Annotated in this window: 22 protein-coding genes; 12 read left to right on the plus strand and 10 right to left on the minus strand. The window is 63.7% G+C overall.

The window, feature by feature from the left end:
- Positions 1 to 33: 33 nt before the first annotated feature.
- Genes SH412_RS26990 through SH412_RS27000 form a run of 3 tightly spaced genes read right to left on the minus strand, consistent with a single transcriptional unit; the run spans position 34 to position 2,811 of the window.
- Positions 34 to 2,202 (minus strand): sulfatase-like hydrolase/transferase, encoded by a 2,169-nt coding sequence (locus SH412_RS26990; RefSeq protein WP_336521143.1) that lies wholly within the window; start codon positions 2,200 to 2,202, stop codon positions 34 to 36.
- A 28-nt stretch (positions 2,203 to 2,230) separates the two neighbouring features.
- Entirely contained in the window at positions 2,231 to 2,569 is a 339-nt protein-coding gene (locus SH412_RS26995; protein ID WP_336521144.1) for a hypothetical protein, read from the minus strand.
- The gene (locus SH412_RS27000; protein WP_336521145.1) at positions 2,566 to 2,811 is read right to left on the minus strand and encodes a hypothetical protein; all 246 of its coding nucleotides are present in this window, start codon (positions 2,809 to 2,811) and stop codon (positions 2,566 to 2,568) included. Before SH412_RS27000 ends, SH412_RS26995 begins: the two co-directional genes overlap by 4 nt.
- A 374-nt stretch (positions 2,812 to 3,185) precedes the next feature.
- On the opposite strand from SH412_RS27000, the gene SH412_RS27005 reads away from it, so the two are divergent.
- The gene (locus SH412_RS27005; RefSeq protein ID WP_336521146.1) at positions 3,186 to 3,656 is read left to right on the plus strand and encodes a hypothetical protein; all 471 of its coding nucleotides are present in this window, start codon (positions 3,186 to 3,188) and stop codon (positions 3,654 to 3,656) included.
- Between the two features lie 238 nt (positions 3,657 to 3,894).
- Here SH412_RS27005 and SH412_RS27010 read toward each other — a convergent pair whose 3' ends face one another.
- The 4 genes from SH412_RS27010 to SH412_RS27025 all read right to left on the minus strand — a co-directional run bounded on the left by SH412_RS27010 (position 3,895) and on the right by SH412_RS27025 (position 7,485).
- Positions 3,895 to 4,275 carry a hypothetical protein gene (locus SH412_RS27010; RefSeq protein WP_336521147.1) on the minus strand — a complete coding sequence of 127 codons (381 nt, stop codon included), beginning with the start codon at positions 4,273 to 4,275 and terminating at the stop codon, positions 3,895 to 3,897.
- Between the two features lie 118 nt (positions 4,276 to 4,393).
- Positions 4,394 to 6,685, minus strand: a complete 2,292-nt coding sequence (locus tag SH412_RS27015) for a cyanophycin metabolism-associated ABC transporter (protein WP_336521148.1) — start codon at positions 6,683 to 6,685, stop codon at positions 4,394 to 4,396.
- A 148-nt stretch (positions 6,686 to 6,833) separates the two neighbouring features.
- Entirely contained in the window at positions 6,834 to 7,079 is a 246-nt protein-coding gene (locus SH412_RS27020) for a hypothetical protein (RefSeq protein WP_336521149.1), read from the minus strand.
- Between the two features lie 163 nt (positions 7,080 to 7,242).
- Positions 7,243 to 7,485, minus strand: a complete 243-nt coding sequence (locus SH412_RS27025) for a hypothetical protein (RefSeq protein WP_336521150.1) — start codon at positions 7,483 to 7,485, stop codon at positions 7,243 to 7,245.
- A gap of 221 nt (positions 7,486 to 7,706) precedes the next feature.
- Here SH412_RS27025 and SH412_RS27030 point away from each other — a divergent pair, with 221 nt between their 5' ends.
- A complete protein-coding gene (locus tag SH412_RS27030) occupies positions 7,707 to 9,320 on the plus strand; it encodes a glucose-6-phosphate isomerase (RefSeq protein ID WP_419555831.1) in 1,614 nt (537 codons plus the stop codon).
- 92 nt (positions 9,321 to 9,412) lie between these two features.
- Here SH412_RS27030 and SH412_RS27035 read toward each other — a convergent pair whose 3' ends face one another.
- Both SH412_RS27035 and SH412_RS27040 read right to left on the minus strand, forming a co-directional pair.
- A complete protein-coding gene (locus tag SH412_RS27035; RefSeq protein ID WP_336521152.1) occupies positions 9,413 to 9,715 on the minus strand; it encodes a hypothetical protein in 303 nt (100 codons plus the stop codon).
- 141 nt (positions 9,716 to 9,856) lie between these two features.
- Positions 9,857 to 11,029: a class I SAM-dependent methyltransferase gene (locus SH412_RS27040; RefSeq protein WP_336521153.1), complete on the minus strand. Its 1,173-nt coding sequence runs from the start codon at positions 11,027 to 11,029 to the stop codon at positions 9,857 to 9,859.
- A 356-nt stretch (positions 11,030 to 11,385) separates the two neighbouring features.
- On the opposite strand from SH412_RS27040, the gene SH412_RS27045 reads away from it, so the two are divergent.
- Positions 11,386 to 12,636, plus strand: coding sequence for a tetratricopeptide repeat protein (locus SH412_RS27045; RefSeq protein ID WP_336521154.1), 1,251 nt, complete (start codon positions 11,386 to 11,388; stop codon positions 12,634 to 12,636).
- 21 nt (positions 12,637 to 12,657) lie between these two features.
- Here the strand turns inward: SH412_RS27045 and SH412_RS27050 are convergent, their stop codons facing one another.
- The gene (locus tag SH412_RS27050; protein WP_336521155.1) at positions 12,658 to 14,259 is read right to left on the minus strand and encodes a serine/threonine protein kinase; all 1,602 of its coding nucleotides are present in this window, start codon (positions 14,257 to 14,259) and stop codon (positions 12,658 to 12,660) included.
- A gap of 346 nt (positions 14,260 to 14,605) precedes the next feature.
- Here SH412_RS27050 and SH412_RS27055 point away from each other — a divergent pair, with 346 nt between their 5' ends.
- From SH412_RS27055 to pduL, 9 genes are all read left to right on the plus strand, one after another.
- Positions 14,606 to 15,214, plus strand: coding sequence for an RNA polymerase sigma factor (locus SH412_RS27055; RefSeq protein WP_336521156.1), 609 nt, complete (start codon positions 14,606 to 14,608; stop codon positions 15,212 to 15,214).
- 78 nt (positions 15,215 to 15,292) lie between these two features.
- Positions 15,293 to 15,811 (plus strand): anti-sigma factor family protein, encoded by a 519-nt coding sequence (locus SH412_RS27060; protein WP_336521157.1) that lies wholly within the window; start codon positions 15,293 to 15,295, stop codon positions 15,809 to 15,811.
- 88 nt (positions 15,812 to 15,899) lie between these two features.
- Complete coding sequence (gene moaC / locus SH412_RS27065; RefSeq protein WP_336521158.1) at positions 15,900 to 16,385, plus strand: cyclic pyranopterin monophosphate synthase MoaC; 486 nt, start codon at positions 15,900 to 15,902, stop codon at positions 16,383 to 16,385.
- A gap of 136 nt (positions 16,386 to 16,521) precedes the next feature.
- A complete protein-coding gene (locus tag SH412_RS27070) occupies positions 16,522 to 17,832 on the plus strand; it encodes a coproporphyrinogen-III oxidase family protein (protein WP_336521159.1) in 1,311 nt (436 codons plus the stop codon).
- A 68-nt stretch (positions 17,833 to 17,900) separates the two neighbouring features.
- Entirely contained in the window at positions 17,901 to 18,458 is a 558-nt protein-coding gene (locus tag SH412_RS27075) for a hypothetical protein (RefSeq protein ID WP_336521160.1), read from the plus strand.
- 86 nt (positions 18,459 to 18,544) lie between these two features.
- Complete coding sequence (locus SH412_RS27080) at positions 18,545 to 19,732, plus strand: enolase C-terminal domain-like protein (protein WP_336521161.1); 1,188 nt, start codon at positions 18,545 to 18,547, stop codon at positions 19,730 to 19,732.
- Between the two features lie 208 nt (positions 19,733 to 19,940).
- Positions 19,941 to 20,654: an HAD-IA family hydrolase gene (locus SH412_RS27085; RefSeq protein ID WP_336521162.1), complete on the plus strand. Its 714-nt coding sequence runs from the start codon at positions 19,941 to 19,943 to the stop codon at positions 20,652 to 20,654.
- Between the two features lie 340 nt (positions 20,655 to 20,994).
- A complete protein-coding gene (locus tag SH412_RS27090) occupies positions 20,995 to 21,786 on the plus strand; it encodes a DeoR/GlpR family DNA-binding transcription regulator (RefSeq protein ID WP_336521163.1) in 792 nt (263 codons plus the stop codon).
- A gap of 34 nt (positions 21,787 to 21,820) precedes the next feature.
- A complete protein-coding gene (gene pduL / locus SH412_RS27095) occupies positions 21,821 to 22,531 on the plus strand; it encodes a phosphate propanoyltransferase (RefSeq protein WP_336521164.1) in 711 nt (236 codons plus the stop codon).
- Positions 22,532 to 22,593: the final 62 nt, after the last annotated feature.

Genomic DNA, 22,593 nt, shown 5'->3' on the forward strand with positions numbered 1-22,593 from the left:
ATGTCTGGCCTGAGGACCGTTCCGTCTCCCGCGTTACGGTCTGACGCCCAGGTGTTCCAGCACGGTCGTCGACACGCGCCCGACGTACTCGCCGGCTTTGACCGCCTTCCGCAATTCGGGAATCGCCGGGCGGGCAAGTTCGCCGAGGCGGTTCAGGGCGATGGCGGCGTGGAGGCCGACGCTGTCCTGGGGATCTTCGAGGCGCTGCGTCAGATCGCTGAGCCGGACCGACTTCGAACCAGCCGCCAGTAACGTCTGAACCAGCAGAATCTGGACCGCCGGAGACTGTTCGGCGGTGACCAGTTCCTCGAACCTTGATACGAGGACTGCGGGAAGGGCTTTCGCGCCGTCGGTGAGCTGCCAGACGGCCCACCAGCGGACGGAGCCGGCGGAGTCGGTCAGTGCGGCGACGTATTCCTGCGTGTGATCGCCCGGTTGAAGTTCGAGATCCTTGAGGGCTTTTGCACGCTCTAGTTCGCCGGTCTCGAACAGAGCTTCCCGCCAGTGGACCGGTGCGACATCCGGCTTCGCGGCGACGTCCTCGTCGCCCGGCTGGAACGGGACGATCTCGCTGTCTTTGTTGCCGAGTCGGAAGGCGCGCAGCTCGATCTGTTCATCGCGGTCCAGCAGCACGCGGCCAGCCGCGTCAGGGAGGAGCCAGGTCTGGCGATTGCCGGCCCCTGCGTTATTGCGCCGCCAGCCGATCGAGGCGCCGGGTGTATTGGAATAGACGCGATAGGCCTGGCGTCCGCCGCCGTCCGCGGCGATGTCCCGCGCAATGCCCGGTGCGGCGGTGACCGCCCAGACCCCGCCCGGTCGTTTGAGTTCGTCGAGCATCGGTTCGGGGAGGAGGGCGGTGTCGCCGATCTCGCGCATCCAGCGGTCGAGCTCCGTGCGGAAGCGGAGCAGCGTCGCGCGGTGCTCGGGGCGGTCGGCGAGGTTGGTCAGTTCGTCGGGATCGGCCTCGGTATCGAACAACTCTTCCACCGGCTTCGTGGGGCGGAAGAAGAGCTCCGGCGGTCCGGCGAGCGTTCCCTCGGCGTGCATGCGGCGCATCTCCTTGAGGATCGGCATCTCGTTCATGTAGGAGATGTCCTGCCCGTAGGAGACCTGTGACAGGAAGTTGCGGAGGTACTTGAATCGCTTGTCGCGGACCATGCGGATGCAGTCGTAGGCCTCGTCCATCCGGTCGCGATGCCCGTAGACGTACTGCCGCGGAGCGACCGGCTCGGGGCCAAGGAACGGCTGACCCTGGAAATGCCTGGGAAGGGACACGCCGGCGAGCGTCAGCATCGTCGGAGCGAAGTCGACAAAGGCGACCAGATCATCGCAGGTGGAACCGGCCGAGAATTGAGGAGTCCGGTCGCCGAAGACGAGCGTGCGATATTTTTCCGGGACGCGGACCAGCAGGGGGACGTGGGTTCCGGAGTCGTAGAGCCAGCGCTTGCAGCGGGTCAGACCCCGGCCGTGATCGCCCCAGAACCAGACGATAGTGTCGTCGGCCAGCCCGGCGGCTTCCAGTTCGCGCAGGACTTCGCCGACCTGGGTGTCCATCGCGGAGACCGTATCGGCGTAGTCGGCGTAATTCCGGCGGACGACGGACGTATCCGGCCAGAAGGGGGGCAATACGGCCTGGGCGGGATCGTGTTTCAGAGCGTCCGGCAGGGCGGTGATCAGCTTCTGCGTCGCGGGACTGGGATTGCGGGCCTGGCTTTCGTGGGAAGTTGTGAAGTTGAAGACGGCGAAGAAGGGCTGACCGTCGGCCCGTTGCTTCCAGTGGGCTTTGCCGCTGCTCTCGTCCCAGGCGGAGCCGGGGGAATCGAACTGGTAGTCGGTCTTGGAGTTGTTCGTGCAATAGTAGCCCGCCTGGCGGAGATATTCGGGGAAGCATTTGACGACCGCCGGGGGGACGCCCTTGCAGCGCATGTGCTGCGTGCCGATGGAGGGGGGATACATGCCAGTGATCAGCCCGCTGCGCGACGGGGCGCAGACGCCGGCGTGGGTGAAGCAGCGCGTGTAGCGGACGGATTCCGTCGCGAAGCGGTCGAGATGCGGCGTGCGAGCGTAGGCATCGCCGTAGCAGCCGAGGTCCGGGCTGAGATCTTCGGCGCTGATCCAGAGGATGTTGGGCCGGTCGGCGGCGGAGAGAGCCGGCGTCAGACTGGCGACCAGCAGCAAGGCGGGGAACAGGCGGCGAAGCATGGTGCGGCTCCGGAGGTCGATTCGGAAGTTATTCAGCCTCTCTGCTGGCCGGGGACATGGCGACTTCGATCCTGAGGGTCTCAACGAGTCGGTCGATCGCCGAGCTCGGCAGGTCGCCGGTCCCGGCGAGGAACGCCTCCAGATCGCCCCAGCCGACACCGGCGGCGGCTGCCAGCGCATCGAGCGGGATGTCGCTCGTGTGGATCGCCCGCCGCACGAATCCGCTGAATGTTCGCTCCTTGCCGGCGCGGGCGAAAGCATCCATCATCGCGTCGACGTCGTCGCGTTCTTGCTCAAATTCCGCCAGGGAAGCCCTCCATCGGTCGAGCAGCCTGGCGGATTCTTCGGGAGTCCTCGGGCCGATCATGGTTCTCTCCGGTCGTAGGCGGTCACAGGTACGACGGTGATGCCGTCGTCCATTAGTTCGTAGACGCAACGAATGTAGCGGTCGGCAGCGGTGCGCCCGTCAGCGAACCGGCGCGGCTGCGTCCTGCTGAGTCCGCGCCGGACTGGGTGCATGACAACCTCCTCAAATTCTTCCGGGGTGACGCCGTGTTCGGCCAGGTGGGCCTCGATTTCCGGCGTCCAGAAGAATTCGAACCAGGCCATCTTCACCACTTCCGCTTGCAGTTCGCAACACCGTGTGGCGTATCGTTGATTCTGAGAATATTCTATCAACGCCATCCGAGGCGTCAGGTTGAAAAAAGAGAGACAAAAGCCATCAGTTCAAGCGGGGCATGGCGGCCCCCGTTCTGGCGCCGGCCGTCCGCCGGTCGACACGGCGCCGAAAATCCTGAAGCTCTGCCCGGCAAACTTCGCCTGGTTCGTGACGGTCGAGCAACCGAGCGTCGCGAACTATGGCGTGAACTGATTCGGTTGAGATGTTCGCTTCCGGGGCTGCTCGGAAGCGGTTTCCGGAGCAATTCCGCTACGGTCGCACAGACATGGAAACAGTCTCTCGCGGGGGCCAGGTGTTCCTGGAGTTGAGCTACTCTGTGTTCCGCCCGCTGCCCATATTTCTGGCGGCAATGGGCTGTGTCGCCGTTCTTTTGATCGTCGCGTCATCGCTTCTGTCGCTCTGGACGGTCCAATTCCTGATGCTTCATCAGCGTATCTTCTTGACTCTCATGGTCCTGGTCGTCTTCGGATGTCTGCTGTTCGGCGCGATTCGACGCATTGCCTTGAAGCCGATCTGTCGCGGTCGGATCGATATGACCGGAGTCACTGCATACGAAACGCACTATCCCTGGGAGCAGATAAAACGTCTTGATTGCGTATGGATTCCTTTCGTCGGCCACCAACTGATCGCTCGGCTCCGATCGCAGAAGCGGATGAGACCGCTGGTGTATGTTCCGACACGAAGCCTCGCTCCAGCCGAAATGGTCGAGCTGTCCGATCGGCTGACCGAGTTTCTATCGACGAGCCATCCGCACGTCAGGGTCGAGTTGGGTTGAACGGCTCGGACGTGTCAAACTCCATCGAAGGAATGAGAACTTGAGGCCGCAGCAGAATGTGTCGGCGTACTGCAACAGTGGCTTCTGGCGATCGTCGGTTCCCGCCGGGCGGATCAGACGCTGACTCCTGGCGGGAACATTGCTGGCCCGCCGACGGTTCGGAGGAGGGCTCCGGCGAGTCGCGTAGCCGTTGGGGACGTGGGGGCTCAGTTCCTCGGACGGCAGAAAACTGTTGCGATCATGCCTCGTCGCCTGCTGCAGCGCCCGGCGTGGCCTGCCGTTGCACCGCGGGATACCACGTCGCGAGTTGCTCCGCGAACCGCCGCCGAACGACTGCGACTCCGTCGTGCCAATCCTCGAAGAACCCCGGTTCACTCCACCCCGGTGGGTAGGCGTACTGCTCGCCCTCATCGCCGAATACGAGCACCCAGAACGACGGCACGGAAGGGTCGGTGACTTCGAAACATTCCGGGTCGAAGAGGACCGGTTCGCCGCGGTCCGTCAGCAGGCGAAGTGAATCGCACTCGATGCCGAGTACTTCGTACTCGCCGCCGATGGTGAGCGAGTGCCGGAAGTCCCGCCCATCGGCCGCGTGCGGGTTTCGCAAGACGACTCGCACGGACGACACCCTCCCGAAACTGAGCTTCTTCTATTGCAAACGATCCGAATCGAGAATCTGGGACCCCAGGGCGATTGTCAATCTCAACGGCGGTCGAGGGGGCGCCAAGATTGGTTGCTTACAACCCGATGTCCCGCGTCAGTTCCTGCTGGGCGCGGTGCAGGCCGGCATAGACGCCGGCGTGGGCCAGCAGCTCTTCGTGCGTGCCGACTTCGACGATCCGGCCGCGGTCGAGGACGACGATGCGGTCGGCCTGGCGGAGCGTGCTCAGGCGGTGGGCGATGGCGATCGTGGTCCGGCCGTGAATCAGGTTCTGCAGCGCTTCCTGAATCTCCCGCTCGGTCTGCGTATCGACAGCGGAGGTGGCTTCGTCGAGAATCAGAATCCGCGGGTCGATCAGCAACGCGCGGGCGATGCTGATCCGCTGACGTTCGCCCCCCGAAAGGGACTGGCCCCGTTCGCCGACGAGGGAATCGTAGCCGTCGGGGAGTTGCAGGATGAACTGGTGCGCGCGGGCGGCCTGGGCGGCGGCGATGATCTCGGCGCGGGTGGCGTCGGGACGACCGTAGGCGATGTTCTCGGCGATCGTGCCGAAGAACAGGAAGGGCTCCTGGAGGACGATGCCGACATTCCGGCGGAAGTCCTGAATGCGGTAGGAGCGGATATCGACGCCATCGGCGAGGATGGCGCCTTCGGCGACGTCGAAGAAGCGGCAGACGAGGTTGATGAGGGTGCTCTTGCCGGCGCCGGTGTGGCCGACGAGGCCGATCATTTCCCCCGGGGCGATTTTGAGCGTGAGGTCGTGCATGACCTTGCGGTTGCCGTAGCGGAATCCGACGCCGCGGAATTCGAGTTCGCCGTTGAGCCGCGCGAGTGGGATGGGGCGGGCGGGCTCGGGGACGCTGGAGACGCGGTCGAGGACTTCGAAAATCCGTTGGGCGCTGGCGGCGGCCCGTTCGGAGGAATTGACGAACCGGCTCATCATCTCCAGCCGGCCGTAGAACTGGGTGATGTAGGCGACGAAGGCGACCAGGTCGCCGACGGTCATGTTGTCGGTCCCGCCGGCGAGGAAGTTGCGATAGACGAGCCAGACGCCGCAGGCCCAGACGACGAGGACGCCCATCCGGTTGAAGAAGCCGATCATGGGCCAGAAGAACGTCCAGACGGCGTTGACGCGCATGTTGGCCTGGACGACGACTTCGTTGGCCTGGGCGAAGCGGTCGATTTCGCGGCCTTCCTGGGCGAAGGCTTTGACGACGCGGATGCCGGGGATGGTGTCGGCGAGAACGCTGGTCATCTGGCCCCAGGCCCGGCTGCTGGACTGAAAGCCGTGCTGCAGGTGCTGGCGGGACTTGTACATCAGCCACGAGATGAAGGGGAACGGCAGCAGCGAGACGATGGCCAGACGGGGGTCCCACCAGAGGAGCACGACGGCGGTGCCGACGACGAGGAGGGCGTCGGCGATGAAGTCGACGAGGCTGTCACCCATGAACGAGCAGAGGCGGTCGGTGTCAGTGCTGACGCGGGACATGAGATCGCCGGTCCGCTTGCCGCCGAAGTATTCGAGCGACAGCTTCTGCAGATGCGAGTAGGTGCGATTGCGCATGTCGGCGGTGACGCGCTCGCTGACCGCGGCGAGGACGGCGGCTTGAGCCCAGTTGAGGATCCATGCGGCGGCGGCGGCGAGGAACAGCCCCGAGAGATACCAGCCGGCCGAGCCAAAGGGGATGGCCGGCGCGTCGGGGGCGGGCAGGCCGGCCGCCTGGGCGGCCTGACGGGCTTCGATGACGGTCTGGGCGGGGGCGAGGATGTCGTCCATCAACGGCTTCACGAGCGCCGGAGGGACGAGGCTGGCGATCGTGCCGCCGATCGACAGGAGCAGGCCGACGAGGATCCATTGGCCGTGGGGCCAGGCGAACTGTGCGAGGCGGAACAAGGCCCGCGTGTCCGGCGGGGATTCGAACGTCTCCGCCTCCGGGGGTTCTGTGGAATCGCCCGGGGCGGACTGTTCGTCGGCGGGGTGCTTGAGCTGTTCGAGCTGTTCGATGAGGGCCAGGACTTGAGGGCCGTGGCCGATGGTGTAGTGCCAGACGGCCAGTTGGGAGGACTCGCCGAGGAGTTCGAGGGTTCCGAGGCCGCCGCGGTCAAATGTTTTCAAACGGACGATGTCGGCAAGGGGCCAATCGGCGGCGGACAATTCCAGGACGCCCGACGGAGAGACTGGCGTGCTGAGGAGCCGGCGATCGGTCAGGAGGAGGATGGTCTCGCGGAAGTGGCGGGTCGGATCGACGTCGACGACGAGGCAGGCCAACGGCTGTTCGCCGGGCTGGAGCAGACTTTGGGCCGGGGCCTGCAGGGACTCGGGGAGACTGGCCCAGCCGGGGGGATTCGCCGTGGAAACACTGCTCAAGGGACGTCTTCTGGCCGACGGTGCGGAGGTGTGGCGGCCGGTGGAAGCCGGCCCGGAACCGGCGGGCATTGTACGAATCCCGCAGTCCAGCGTCGTCCGACTGCGGGGGGAATTCGATGGGAGTGGTTTGGAGAGGTCGGGTCCCGAACTACTGGCGTGGCATCGAGAGGAGGCTCTCGGAGAGCTGTTGAGCAGTCTGAAGGACCATTGTCGTGGCCGCGACCTGGAGGCTGGACTGCTTGACGGCGACCAGCGCGGCGGCGAGGTCGGTGGTGGAGCCGCCCGATTCGGGGTCGGCGATGGCGGAGAGGGCGGCATCCGCCTGGGGACTGGCTTTTGAGACGTTGGCGGCGAGGCTGGCCGCCAGGCCGCCGGAGCCGGAAATGCTGCACATGAGGAATTGCCACCGCAGAGGGCTGCCGGGGCGTCCATGCCGAAGGAAGCAAGTCCTGTGTGTGGTGTTTCGAGCGGGAGCAGCGGACTGGTTGCGGGAAAGTGGGGCCGTCCGCAAAAGGGGCGGGAGAACGCGGCGGCGGAAGCGATCTCACCGGATGGCGCTACTTGCGCGGTGCGCGAAGCAGGGGGGAAGAGAGATCTTCCAACGTTTCGAGGACCGTCGCCGCGGCATGTGCCTGGACTTTGAGTTTCGTGAGATCGACGGCGGCGGCCAGGGTTTGCTCGGCGGGGTCGACCGAGGGATCGGCGACGACTGCGGCCACATCGGAGACTCGGTCGCCGATCTGGCGGAGGGACTCCACGAGGATGCTGTATCCCTGTCCGACGCCTGAAATCGGGGACATGTCTGTCTGCCGAGAGTTTGTGGAAAGTCTCGTCAGGAAGTCTGTGACGATCCCGGATCGGAGGCCGCGGGAATCGGAGAGCGGCGAGAGGGTTGCGGGGATGATTGTGAAGGCTTTGCGGGTTGCAGGGGCGATTCCCCGATGGGCGCGGTCCGGGGGATGTCGATAGGATACGGCCAGTGTCATGGGCTTCAGGCGATTACGGCAGGAAGGCGGTCAACATGGGCGACGGGGCGACCGGCTGGCAGCGATATTTGGGTTCGCTGATTGTGGACCGCGAGCTGGGGTTCACGCTGGATGTGAGCCGGGTCCGGTTTACGGATGCGGATCTGGCGCCGTTGCTGCCGCGGATGCAGAGTGCGTTGCAGGCGATGGAGCGGCTGGAAGGGGGGGCAATCGCCAACGCCGACGAGAACCGGATGGTCGGGCACTACTGGCTGCGATCGCCGGACAAGGCCCCGACGCTCGAGATCACGGCGGAGATTGAGGCGACGCTGGCGGACATTCTGGACTTTGCAAAGCGAGTGCATTCCGGCGAGCTGCGCGGATCGGGCGGGACCTTCCGGCACGTGTTGCAGGTGGGGATTGGCGGCTCGGCGCTGGGTCCGCAGTTTGTGGCTCAGGCGCTCGGTTCCGCCGACGATCCTCTGACGCTATCGTTCGTGGACAATACCGATCCGGACGGGATCGACCAGGTGCTGGCCAGCTTGCGGGGAAAGCTCGGCGAAACGCTGGTGGTCGTCGTCAGCAAGTCGGGCGGGACGCCGGAAACGCGGAACGGGCAACTGGAGATCGAGTCGGCGTATCGGCACGCGGGGATCGATTTCAGCCGCCATGCCGTGGCGGTCACGCAGGAAGGGAGCAAGCTGCACAAGACGGCGGTCGCCGGGCGCTGGCTGGCGACGTTTCCGATGTGGGACTGGGTCGGTGGTCGGACGTCGGTGCTGTCGGCAGTGGGGCTGCTGCCGGCGGCGCTGCAGGGACTGCCGGTTGAAGACCTGCTCCGCGGTGCGGCGCGGATGGATGAGCTGACGCGTCGCACGGATGTGCTGCAGAACCCCGCTGCGTTGCTCGCGATGATGTGGTATCACATCACTGGGGGCTGCGGTCTGAAGGACATGGTGGTGCTGCCCTACAAGGACCGGCTGCTGCTGTTCAGCCGGTACTTGCAGCAGCTTGTGATGGAGTCGCTGGGGAAGGAATTCGATCGGCAGGGCAACACTGTGCAGCAGGGGATTGCGGTCTACGGGAACAAAGGCTCGACCGATCAGCACGCTTATGTGCAGCAGCTCCGCGACGGGATCGCAAACTTCTTTGTGACGTTCATCGAGGTTCTCGCCGACCGGACGAGTCCGCAGCTTGCGGTGGATGGAATCCGCACCAGCCTCGAAGTGGAGCCGGGGATTACGTCGGGCGATTACCTGACCGGGCTGCTGCTGGGGACTCGGGAGGCGCTGGCGGAGAAGGGGCGGGATTCGATCACGATTACCGTCAACGATGTCAGCGGCGAAAGCATCGGGGCGTTGATTGCGCTCTACGAACGAGCGGTGGGGCTGTATGCCGAAGTGATCGACATCAACGCCTACCATCAGCCGGGCGTGGAGGCGGGTAAGAAGGCGGCGGCCCGGGTGCTGGAGGTGCAGTCGAAGGCTGTCGCACATCTGCAGAAGGTGCAGGAGTGGCAGACCGCCGAGCAGGTGGCCGCGGCGATCGGCGAGCCGGGACAGGTGGAGTGGGTCTACAAGATCCTGGAGCACCTGTCGGCGAATCCGGGGCGGGGCGTGAAGCGGACGTGGATGGTGTCGCCGGCGGAAGAGACGTTCAAGGTGGGGTAAATCGTTGAGCGTCGATCGTTGAGCGTTGATGGCCGGAGAGAGTGTGGGGGGAGTTCCGACCGGGGCACCGTGGTTGGGATTCTTTTGTACTGTCAGGGTCGCCGGGAGGTCGGCTCGTTTCGCGTCGTTTCGCTTCCTTTGCGGTAGATCCGCAGTGCCAGCAGTCCGATTGTTGTTCCGCAGGCGACCTTCAGGACGGCGAGCCACCACGGGCGCCACCAGGCGCCGGTGTGGTATTCGATGGCATCGCTGACGGCGAAGACGACGAGAGCCGTGCAGAGACCGATGGTCAGGTTGCGTGGTCGCCGGGAACGCTGACTTTCGACGCCAATCAGCACCGCGACGATCAGCCACCAGGCGGCTTCGAACGCGTTGAAGAGGGCGACAACGTCCAAGGGGAAAAATCCGAAATCCGAATCTCGAAATCCGAAACAAGCACCAAATTCAAAAACGCAGAAACGGGGTTGTGATCAACCCGTTTCTGCTTTGGTGGTTCTATCGGCTTTGTTTCGGATTTCGTGCTTTGGATTTCGAGTTTACGAGGGCTGCACCCTCTGCCACGCCTCTTCGAGGTGCCACGTTTCGAGTCGCAGTTGCGACTTGAGCTGGTCGTAGATTTCCCGGCGGGATTCGCTGTCGGCGGGGTGGGGTTCGGCGCGGCGGACGGCGCGAATCAGCAGGTTTTTGGGCGTGTGCTCCAGTTCGATGAATTCGACGATCTGTGTGCGGTAGCCGTGGACTTCGAGGAACTGCGCCCGCAGGGCGTCGGTCGCCATCGACGCGAAGCGTTCCTTGAGCAGGCCGTATTCGGTCAGGCCGGGGAGGACGCCGCGATCGAGTTTGGCGTTGAGCTCGTGCTGGCAGCAGGGGACGGCGAGGATTACCTGGCAGCCCCAGCTCAAGGCGGCGGCGATGGCGTCGTCGGTGGCGGTATCGCAGGCGTGCAGCGAGACGGCGAGATGGACTTCTCCGGTCGGCTGGTAGGTGGCGATATCGCCCTCGGCAAAACGGAGCCCGTTGCATTGCAGACGTTCGGCGATGCCGGTGCAGTGGGTCAGGACGTCCGACTTGCGATCGAGGCCGACGATCTCGACGGCGCGGCCGTGGATTTTCGTCAGGAAGTGATGCATGGCGAAGGTGAGATAGCTCTTGCCGCAGCCGAAGTCGACGATTTGCAGTGTGCCGTCTTTGGGGAGAGCCGGGAGGACGTCCTGGAGGAACTCGAGGTAGCGGTTGATCTGGCGGAATTTGTGGTACATCGCGGGGCGGACGTCGCCCGCGGGGGTCATGACGCCGATCTCGGCGAGGAACGGGCAGGGCTCGCCGACCGGGATGATGTATTGCTTTTCGCGGTTGTGGCTGGTGAGTGCGGGCTTTTTCGAGGGGGGCTTGCGCTTGAGCTGCAGGGAGCCTCCCTTCGTCCGGGCGGTGATATCGACCAGTTCGGTATACAAATGGGCGTCGCCGAAGCCGTTGGGGAAGGCTTCCCGGGTCGACTGGAGCAGTTCCGAGGCCGTCAGATTGCGATGCTTTTCCTTGGAGCCGACGCGTTCGGCCCACTGGTAGTGGAGTCCGTTCTTCAGTTCGACGGGGCGGACCGTGACTTTCGCCGTCTCGTTGTTCCGGCGGGGCTGGCTGAGGACCAGCATGAGGAACGTTTCGGACTTGAGGGCATCTTCAATTTCGGACGTGAACTGAGACGGACGCACGCGGAGGGCTCCAGGGTTGACGGAATTCGGGCGGAATCGTCCATTTGTACCGTGAAAAGAGCGGAAACGCGACAGAGTCGGACGGATCGTAGAACGTCTGTGTACAGTCGAGAGCGGACTTGGCCGGGCACCGGCGGCCGACGGACATTGCCGCCTGTGCGTGAAACCGCTCGTTTCACGCACGGGCATTCTGCAGACCCGCTGCGACCCGCAGATTGAGCTGAACTGTCTGGATTCGGTGCGTCGATAGATTCCGTAAGGGAATGCGGACCGTGAGGGCCGGCGTGCGCCATTTTCCGGAGCCTGCTCCGGGGCGTTCAACGCTGAGACACGGCCTCCCGGACGAAGGAACGTCCATGCGTCAGCGCGCGACTTTCAGCGGTGTGTCGGCAGCGGGGCTCTGTGTGGTGCTGTTGTCCGGCTGTGGCATTACGAGCGCAGTGACCAACAAAGTCACGAGCGTGATCGAGAAGCCGAAACGCGAGGAAGAGACCAAGTACAGCATGGCCCGGCTGCACGAGCGGAATTCCAACGTGCGGCAGGCGGAGGAGCTGCTTCTCGAACTGCACCAGAAGTATCCCAAGAAGCCCGAGTATGCCCATCGTCTGGCGAACGTCTATGCGCGGACGGACAACTTCGTCGAGGCCGAGAAGTTCTACGTCATCGCTCAGAAGCTGAATCCGAACAACGTCGACATCTATACCGACCGGGGTTACGCGGCGCTGCTGGAGGGGGACTACACTAAGGCCGAGAAATTGCTGAAGGAGGCTCTCGACCGGAAGCCGAACGATACGCGGGCCGCGAACAATATGGGGATGGTGCTGGCGTTTCAGGGGCAGTCCGACGAAGCGTTGCGTTATTTCCGCCGGTCGACTTCGGAGGCTGAAGCGCTGTGCAACCTGGCGTACGTGCACGTGCAGCGCGGCGAAGGGGATCAGGCGATGCGGCGTTACAACCAGGCGCTGTCGATCGATCCCAACCTGAAGGTGGCGGCGAACGGATTGACACAGCTTGCCGAAGCCCGTCAGCGGATGGAATCCGCCCAGCAGGTTGCCGGTCGCGGCAAGGCGGCGCCTCTTCCGGAGCGTGCGACGGCTCCATCTCCCGCTCCGCGTGCCAGTCGGGAGGTCGTCCCGGTTTCCGCGGAGGAGAAAAATCCGCCGGTGTCGCGGACGCGGCCGAACCGCGGGCCGTCCGTTCCAGTGCGTCCGGCCGTCGAGGAGACGCCCGAATTGAACTTTGAAGTGGAAGATGTCGAAGAGGCGGACGAGGCCCCTGGTCGGGCATCGGTGAAGAAGATTCCCGAGCTGCAGCGCGAATGGGAGATGCCGGATCGCGTGGAAACCGCGTCCAGGCCCCGACCGGCAGCGACGAAGTCGCGCGCGGAAGCTCGGGAAACATCAACGGCTGAGACCGCGTCGTGGAAGTCGGAGACGAAGAAGAACATCATCCGCCCCGTCGACTTCAGCGCGGAGAGTGGTCTGGGAGGCTTCAGCGATCCGGACGATGAAGAAGAAGACCGCGGAGATTCCGCGGACGAACCAGCTCCGAAGCGGACGGATGCCCCGCGGAAGACGGGGGCGAGCAAGCCCTGGTGGCAGGATTAACGGCCGCTCGGCCGGTTCCGGCTACTTGCCTTGCAGGCGGGCGCGGGCCTGCTCGACTTCCGCTTCTAGTTCCTGGTTGCCGGAGTAGAGTTTTTCGATACTCCGCCAGATGGCCTGAGCGCCGAGTTTGTCGCTGGCGGCGAGCTTTTCTTCGGCTTTGTCGAGCATTCCTTTGACGATGGCCAGCCGGTCGACGGAGTCGGTTCCGGCGGCTTCGATCTGCTGGATCTTGCGCTGGGCGAGGAGCAGATAGGGGCGGCTGCCGGAATCGTTGACCTTGTCCTTCAGCAGTTCGAGCATGCTGCGGTATTTTTCGAGCTGGCTGATCCGGTCGCCGTTGACCTCATAGCGGCTGGCTTCGATGTAGAGTCGCTGGGCTTCGTTGTCGGCTTCGTCGAGCGACTTGGCCTTGATGCCGGCCCGTCGTTCGGCCTGGGCCATTTCCAGCTTGTCGAGATGGTCCCGCGCCTTCCGGGCCGCGTCCCCGTCCGGGAACCGTTTCAGGAGCGGGTTGAGATACGAGTCGCGGGCGGTGATCCAATTTGACTCGTCCGCGGACGCCATGAGGGGTTCGGCTCTGGCGATGAGCTGCGCTTCGCTGAGGGGCTGCATCAGCCAGAAGACGCCGCCGACCAGCAGCAACAGGCAAAGCCCCAGGAACCAGGCGCGCTCGTAGAACGGGGTCTCGAGGCTGGCTTTCGAGCCTTTCTTTCTCTTCTTTTTCCTGGGCTTCTCGCCGGTCTGCGCGGCCGTTCCGGGTTGCGGACCGCCGTCGATCGTCGGCTGCAGCACAGTAGCCTGCGTGGTGCTCTTGAGCCCGTCTTCCAGAGCGACCTGCACCTGCAGGGCGTCGTAGGGGCGGTCGTCCGGGTTCTTCTCCAGCAGATTGAAGATCAGGTCTTCCAGCCACTGCGGACAGGTTCGGGCGAGCGAGGTGACGCGGGGGGGCTCCTCCTGCAGGTGGGCCATCAGGACTTCGCCCTGCTGGCTTCCGCTGAACGGGGTTTCGCCGGCGAGCATTTCGAACAGCACGCAGCCCAGGGCGTAGAGATCGGTCTTGCGGTCGACCGGGGGCTTGCCGCGAATTTGCTCGGGGGCCATATAGGCGTAAGTCCCGACGGTTCGTCCGGCGGCGGTGAGGGCGGTGGCCTGCGTGTCGCGGGCGATGCCGAAGTCGGTGAGCTTGAGCGTCCCCTCTGGTGTCAGCAGCAGATTGGCCGGCTTGAGGTCGCGGTGGACGACTCCGGCGGCATGGGCGTGTTCGAGAGCTTTGGCGATCTGCATGCCAAACTCGACGACTTGCTCCCAGGGGAGCTGCCGTTTTTCTTTCAGAAGTCGTTCGAGGGCGCCCCCCTGAACAAGCTCCATCGCGTAGAATCGTTGAGCCCCGAACTTTCCGCCGCCGTAGTACTTGACGATGTTCGGATGCTGCAGCTTTTTGAGGATCGCGATTTCACGTTCGAAGCGGGCCTGAAGCTGCGCGTCGTCGGAGAGGTCGGGTGATAGAACTTTGATGGCGACCGGCGTGCCGGTTTTCGTGTAGACCGCGCGGTACACGATCCCCATCCCGCCCACGCCGAGGCGATCTCCCAGTTCGAACGGTCCGATCTTACGCGCAGCCATGCAGGGGTCCAGAAGTCGAAAGTCGGCGCGACCAGCGGACATTCTGGACGTTGGAGCGCTGTCGCCGCAACCGCGACCGACGCGAATGGGGGAAAGCGGCGGTCGGCAATTTCGGGGCGGGCGTTACAAACGCTATCGGCGCGAGGTGTGGAGAAAGGTAGGATTTGAGAGGGGGAGGTTCTGCGCGGACCCCCGCAATTCCGGAATTTGCAGATTCCGGCCCAGCGACTGAGCCCGTGTGTGCGTAGTGATACACGGGTGAAACATGCCACAGACTATGAGTTCGCAGAAAGCGACTGACTCGAAAGAGCCTCTGAGCGGGCCACAACCTTGTGAAGCCCGGCTGGTGGAAGAGGCGCGCCTGGGGAACCGGGAGTCCTTTGGCCAGTTGGTGTTGCGCTATGAGCGCCGGCTGTTGCGGGTCATTCTGCAACTCGTCCACCGTCGGGATGTCGCCGAGGATCTGGCTCAGGAAACTTTCCTGCGAGCCTATCAGCGTCTGGATCAGTTCGATCCGGCGCGTCGGTTTGGCCCGTGGCTGTTTCAGATCGGCGTGAACCTGACGCTGGATCATCTCCGCCGCCAGAAGCGGCGGGGATGGTGGCTTTTGTTCAGTGAGCGGGATGCCGAGCGGTCTGTGGATCCGGGGATGGACGATCCCCGCGAGGCCATGGATACCAAGCAGGAGGTCAACGCGGTCCTGCAGCAGTTGCCCGAGAGTTATCGGACGGTTTTGATTCTGAGGGACCTGGAGAATTTCTCGACGTCGGAAATTGCGGCGATTTTGAAGCGGACCGAGTCGACGATTCGCTGGCGGCTGTCGGAGGCACGCGCCAAGTTTCAGGAAATCTGGCAGCGCCGTCAGGAGAGTTCGCCCAAGGGCTTGGAATCTGGTGCGCCGGCGACTCCGGTCGAATCCCATCGAGATTCTCGACGGCGGAAATCGGACGAATAGGGCTGGGATTTCGGGACGATTTTGCCGGTGAGCGTTTCTCGCTTGCAGAGTACGGCGTTGAGGGGGGTTGGAAGAGTCATGGATTGCCGTCGGGCGAAAACTGGTTTGGCGTTGTGGGTCGGCGAAGACTTGCCGGACGCTACGGAGGCTGCGGCGCTGCGGCGGCATGTGTCGCGGTGCGCATCGTGCGCCCGATATCTGACGCAACTGCAGGCGTCGCAGGACGCCTTGCGAGTGGCTCAGTCGGGGCCGCCGGCGTTTGTGACGAGCATCTGGCCGCAGGTGAAGTCGGAGATTGTCCGGCACGAGAAGCAGAAGCGGCACGATCGGTTCAACGGTTGGATTCCCGCCGTGGCGATGGCGGCTGCGGTGTTGATGATTGTTGGCGTGTCGTTTGGTCCCCAGTTGGGGAATCCGCCAGATGCATGGCAGGGCGGGGGACAGCTTTCGGGATTGTCGAAGGGCGTGTTCAATACGCCGCGAAACCTGTTCAAGACGGATCCGGAGTTTCGGGCTGTCGGCGAGCGTCCGGGGCTTTCTCGAAAGTCGGATTCCGGGATTCTTCCTGCGAGCGCGCAGCCGCACTCTGAATGGTAGGCGGGCGACACATTGGTGCGGGTCGCGGCTGCGACATCGGCCGCCCGTGCTCGGAAGTGTCGGTCGTCGGTGTACGTCAGCGGAATTCATGAACGCACCACAGCTCACGCATTTTGACGACCAGGGCGGCTCGCGCATGGTCGACGTCGCCGGCAAGGACGTTTCGCTGCGGATGGCGCGCGCGGAAAGCCACGTCCGCATGCAGCCGGCGACCTTGTCGCTGATTCTGAACAAGCAGCTCGCCAAGGGGGATGTACTCGAGGTCGCCCGGCTGGCAGGAATCATGGCCACGAAACGGACGGCCGACCTCATTCCGCTTTGCCATCCGCTAGGCCTGGATGGAGTGACTGTCGCGCTGGCGCCGGTCGACGACCGGACGCTGAGGATCGAGGCGACGGCGACGGTGCATGGCCGGACCGGAGTCGAGATGGAAGCCCTGACGGCGGTGACGGTTGCGGGACTGACGGTCTACGACATGTGCAAGGCCGTTGACCGGGCGATGGTCCTGGGACCGACTCGACTGCTGGAGAAGCAGGGGGGACGCTCCGGTCATTTCGTGGCGCCGGCGGTGTGAAGTCCGGTTGCCGGCGCGTAGAGTTTGGCGGAGCGGCGCCCCGCCGAATTGTCCGTCGGCGTGGCATCGTGTCGGCCGGTCAGACTATTCTGGGGAGGTCGACCCCGCCCGCCGTCCCGCCCCGGAGACTCGCCTGATGAGCACCGACACTTCAGCAGCCACCGAAGTCGGCAGCTACTTCGTGTCGAATTATCCGCCTTTCTCGCTCTGGCAGCGGGAGTACGTTTCGGAGATTCATTCGGCGTTTGAGGCCGAGCCGGATCGAACCGTGCCGCTGGGGCTCTACATTCACATTCCGTTCTGCCGGAAGCGCTGCAAGTTCTGCTACTTCCGGGTCTACACGAACCAGAACGCCAAGGCGATCGAGCGATACGTCGAGGCGCTCGCCCGCGAGGTGCAGTTGCTGAGCGAGCTGCGCGGAGTCAAAGGGCGATCGCTGAAGTTCGTTTACTTCGGCGGCGGCACGCCATCGTACCTCAGTTCGCGACAGCTCCGGTTTCTGCGGGAGGAGCTGAGCCGGTCGGTGACCTGGGACAACGCCGACGAAGTGACTTTCGAATGCGAACCGGGGACGCTCAACGAAGAGAAGGTCAAGACGCTCCGGGATATCGGCGTGACGCGGATTTCGCTGGGCGTCGAGAACTTCGATGACGCGATTCTGGAAGCCAACGGGCGGGCGCATCATGCGCCGGAAGTTTACAAGGCGTACGACTGGATCCAGAGCGCCGGTTTTCCGCAGGTCAACATCGACCTGATTGCGGGAATGATCGGCGAGACCGACGAGAACTGGACGAAGTGCGTCGCCGAGGCGCGCAAGCTCGCTCCGGACAACATCACCATCTACCAGATGGAGCTGCCGCACAACACGCTCATTTCGAAGGAAATGAAGGAGCTGGGCGTCACGTCGCCGATCGCGAACTGGGATACCAAGCGGCGCTGGGTCAACGAAGCCTACGACACGCTGGCCCTGGACGGCTATCGGGCGTCGAGCGGCAACGAACTGATCAAGAATCCGGCGACTGACCACTTTGTCTACCGGGACAATGTCTGGCGCGGCTGCGATCTGCTGGCGGCGGGGGTTTCGTCGTTCGGCCATTTTCAGGGCGTGCATTACCAGAACCTGGATCAGATCGAAGAGTACCTGACGACGGTCGAAGGAGGCGAACTGCCCGTGAACCGCGCGCTGCGGCCGACGCCGCACCAGATGCTGATCCGCGAGTTCGTTCTGCTGATGAAGGAAGGCCACGTTTCGGCGGGGCAGTTCCGCGAGAAGTTTGGCGTGGACGTTCTGGAGGAGTTCGCCGAGCCGCTGGCGAACCAGCAGGCCAAGGGCTACCTCAACGTCGAGGGGGACGAGATCGTCCTGACGCGAAAGGGGCTGTTGCAGGTCGACACCCTGCTGACGGAATACTTCGAACCCGAGCACCGGTCCGTCCGCTATACCTGAACGGCCTCTGAGTGTGCCTCAGAGTCTTTCGACGGCGTCGCCCGGCCTCGTGAGTGGATACCTGCCGCATGAATCCGCTGGATGAACTTCGCGCGCTGACGGACTTGTTTCCCGAGTCTGAACCTCTGTTTGCCAGCGCGGTTCACATTCCGTCGGCGACGACGCCCGAACCGTATAAGTCGATGCTGGTTCATGACCACCACATGACGGTGGCGATGGAAACGTATCACCGGACCAGCGTCGACGTCCGCGTCCTCGATCGTCGACTGGACGGCGATCTGTACGTGCGGAAGATCGTGCTTTACAAACACGGCACTGAGATTCCGGTGCAGTTCGGTCTCGTCCGATTCCATCTGCAATACGTGACCGAGGCTGTCCGACAGCAGATTCTCTCCGAGCAGATTCCGCTGGGACGCGTCCTGATTGAGCATAACGTGCTGCGGCATATCGACCTGGGAGCGATTCTGGAGATCACGGCGGGGCCGCCCCTGTCCCGTTACCTGGCGATGCCCGTCGGGGACGTGACGTATGGCAGGATGGCGACGATTTTCTGCAATCGTCAGCCGGCGGTCGACCTGCTGGAGATTTCCGCCCCGCTGACGGCCGATGGATGCGTTGAGGGTTGAGCGTTCAGCGTTGAGCCGCAGAATGAAACCGCCGGGTTTCTGCATTTTTCTCGACTCTCAACGCTCAACCCTCAACGATTCCCGTCATGCGCATCCAGGAACTGACCGCGTACCACGTCCGCATCCCGCTGCGGAAGGCGATTACGCACGCGTCCCATTCCCGGACTGACACCGATTCGCTGGTGGTCTGCTGCCGGCTGGAGGACGGGACGGAAGGCTGGGGCGAGGGGCTGCCTCGAGCGTACGTGACCGGAGAAACCATCGATTCCGCCTGGCAGCAACTCGGGGAACCGGGGCTCGTCGGGTCGTTGAGCGGAAGGTATTCGGGTCTGCCGGACGTCGTGGAACGTCTGCGCCACTTCCGACTTCCAGCCGTTCCGGGCGACGATCGTGAGTGTTTCGGCAATTCGGTCCGCTGCGCCATCGAGCTGAGCGTACTGGATGCGGCGTGCCGATCGTCCGGCGTTCCGCTGTCGTACGTGACGACGCTGGTTCCCGAGGCGGATCCGTTCCGGCAGTCGGTCGATCGCGTGCGTTACAGCGGCGTCTTTACCGCGATGAGCCTGTGGGGACAGTATGTCCGGGCGATCAAGCTGCGCGTGTTCGGATTTCATCAAGTGAAGGTGAAGGTCGGCGTTCCCGGCGTCGACGATCGTCGGCTGCTCCAGCGATTGCGGCGGCTGCTCGGTTCGTCGTTCGATCTCCGCATCGACGCCAACGAGGCCTGGTCCTGTGCCAATCTTGAAGAGCGATTGCGTGAATTGACCCCCTTCGGCATTAAGTCCGTCGAGCAGCCAGTGCCACATGCGCAGGTAGGCGGGTTGGCGGCTCTGCGGCCTCGACTGGGTGTGCCGATCATGCTCGATGAATCCCTCTGCAGCCTGGTCGATGCCCGCCGGGCGATTGAGGCCGGGACGTGTGACTTGTTCAATCTCCGCCTGTCGAAGTGCGGCGGCTTTTTGTCGTCGTTGCTGCTGGCGGCTGCGGCGCACCGGGCGGGTCTCGCCTGTCAGCTCGGGTGCCAGGTGGGGGAGACGGGGATCCTGTCGGCGGCCGGGCGTCACTTTGCGTCGTCGGTCAGCGGACTGCGTTCCCTGGAAGGGAGCTTTGATCGATTTCTGGTGCGCGAGACGCTGACACGGGAAGATCTGACCTTTGGTCGAGGCGGGTACGCACCGGCCCTTGCCGGCCCTGGATTGGGGATTTCGATCGATCGCCCCGCGCTGCAACGGGTGACTCAGGCCGAGCTTTGTTTGCCGGTCGCGAATCCGTGAAGACCGAATTCACCGCGAAGAAAAGTCGAGGAAATGTCGAATTGTGAAGATGGACGAGCGACGCCAGTTCTCAATTGAATGCCAGAGATTAGGGTCTCAGCTCGCAGGTCGGAATCGGGCGATGAACCAACGGTAATCGCCTTTCTGCATGTCGACACTCCGCCTTCGACATTCTGTCGGCTGGCACTCGCCTTCAGAGAATCCTTTCATGTTTCGTCGCGACGCAGTGCGAGTGATCGTGTTCGATGCCGGCGGGACGCTGCTGCATCCGGATCCTCCGGTCCCGGTGATCTATGCGAGCGTGGCGGCGAAGTATGGCGTTGCGTGCGACGTGGCGGAGCTGGAGGGGAAGTTCCGGGATGCGTTCCGGCGGAGCGAATCCGCGGAATTGCCCGGACTGACGGACCCGGGCAATCGGTTGCGGACGAGCGAGGCGGTTGAGGCCGAACGCTGGCGGTGGATTGTCCGCGAGTCGCTGGGAGACTTTCCCGACTTCGAAGCCTGCTATGTGGAACTGTTCGCGTGGTTTGCCCGGCCGGAGGCGTGGGCCTGTTATCCGGATGTTCTGCCGGTCCTCTCCCGGTTGCTGGAGGACGGGTGGCCGCTGGCGCTGGCCAGCAACTTTGACCACCGATTGCATGCGGTGTGCGAGGCGACGCCGGAGCTGGCCCGGTTGCAGCCTCGCTGCATCTCGGCGGAAATCGGCTTCCGCAAGCCGGCGCCGGAATTCTTTGCGGCCGTCGCCGCAAAGTGCGACTGCGCTCCCGGGGAATTGCTGATGGTCGGTGACGATCCGAACATGGACGTCGCCGGGGCCCGGGACGCCGGCTGGCAGGCGGTGCTGATCGACCGGAGGGGCCGAACTCCCGGGCTCGGGTTGTCATCTCTGGCCGAGCTGCTCCCGCTGCTGCCGCCACGATAGATCGGACGTCCTGGGGGTATGCGCAATCTGGGTGACCGTTTGCGGTTGTTTGGGCCGTCCACTCGAATCCGGTCGTTGGGTTCTTCGGGAAGGTCGTCAAGACCTGCGTGGCTGGGGGTCGATGGGGAATGCGGAGTCTCCGCGGTATTTGACAAACCGCAATTCGTCAGTTTGGGGCTGCCGCCGGCAGGAAATGGGCGGAATCTGTCACAATACGTCAGATTCTTTCAGATTCGTTTGGCAGTTTTTGCTTGATATTCAGCTTTGATATGGTAATCTGAAGAGAGTGCAGTAAGTTTCCGGATCTCGCTCCAGGTCAAGCAGGAAATGGTTTCCGCCGATGTTGCTGGATCAACGACGCACGGAAATCTTGCAGGTCATTGAAAACAAAGGGTTTGTGTCTCTTCACGAGCTGGTCGAACGACTCGGGGCCAGTGAGTCGACGGTGCGAAGGGATTTGGAGTATCTTGACGGAATCGGGCAGGTTCGTCGCACGCGGGGTGGGGCGGCCTATACGGGCGAGTCGCTGATGCCGTTCGAAGAACGACACGAGCGGGCGCTGACTGAGAAACAGAGAATCGGGAGGTACACGGCGGGGCTGATCGAGTCCGGGCAGACGATTTTGCTCGACGGCGGAACCACGACCCTGGAGGTGGCTCGCTGCCTGAATGGCAAGTCGCTGCAGGTGGTGACGAACTCGCTCCCCATCGCGAATCTGCTGGTCAATCAACCGAACATCGAATTGATCCTGATCGGGGGGTACCTGTATCCCCGGACGGGCGTGGCGCTGGGGCCGCTGGCTGCGGCAGCGCTGCAGGGACTGCATGTCTCCCGGCTGATCCTCAGCGCGGGGGGGATTACGGAACGAGGGCTGTTCAACAGCAACACGCTGCTCGTCGAATGCGAGCGGCAGATGCTGGAGGCGGCGGACGAAGTGTGGGTGGTGGCGGACAGCAGCAAGTTCGGGCGCTCGGCGCTCGTGCATCTCTGCCCGTTGTCGGCTGCGACCCGTCTGATTGTGGATGACGAGCTGCCGGAGTCCTGGCGCACGGTCGTGCGGGACGCCGGCGTGCAGATGGATCTGGTCGAAGAGCGAGCCAGCCAGGAAACACACCCGGTCTCCCAGCGCTAAGTCGCCGGGGCCGATGACTGTCGGGAAAGTCGCAATGACGCAAGTGCTGGGCAACTACAGTCGGCAAGACATCGAGCGGATCGTCCGCACGGTTCTGCAGAAGCAGATGGGGGGCGGCGTGGCTCCTGCCCCGGCGGCCCGCAATCCGCTGGTGGTCAACATTTCGGCCCGGCACGTCCATCTGACTCAGGAACACGTGGAGATCCTGTTCGGCAAGGGTTCGGAGCTCGAACCGACGAAGTGGCTCTACCAGGACGGCTACTATGCCGCCAAGCAGACCGTGGCGGTTCTGGGGCCTCGTCGACGCGTGCTGCCGGATGTTCGCGTCCTCGGCCCGTGCCGCGACGCCTCGCAGGTGGAGCTGGCCTTCACGGATGGAATTTCGCTGGGGATTGATCTGCCGGTACGGATCAGCGGCGACCATCGCGAGACGCCGGGCTGCGTGCTGATGGGGCCGAAGGGTGTGGTCGAGCTCAAAGCCGGCGTGATTCGCGCCATGCGGCACGTTCACATGGGGCCGTCCGATCTCGAATACTACGGCGTGAAGAACGGCGACAAGCTGAATCTGCGGGTGGTCAGCCAGTTCTGCACGACGACGTTGGAAGACGTCGTGGTGCGGGCTGATCCGAAGGTGAAGCTGGAAGTCCATCTCGACACGGACGAGGGAAACGCCGTCGATCTTGAGCATGCCTCCAGCGTGGAACTCATCAAGCAGGAACCCTGTGCCTGTAAAGTCCCTCATTGAGCATCAATTCGACCGCGGATGCAGCACCACTTCGTGGTGATGTCACAGGAAAGCGACAAATT

Origin of the sequence: Planctellipticum variicoloris, from assembly GCF_030622045.1 — a bacterium.
Classification (GTDB): Bacteria; Planctomycetota; Planctomycetia; order Planctomycetales; family Planctomycetaceae; genus Planctellipticum; species Planctellipticum variicoloris.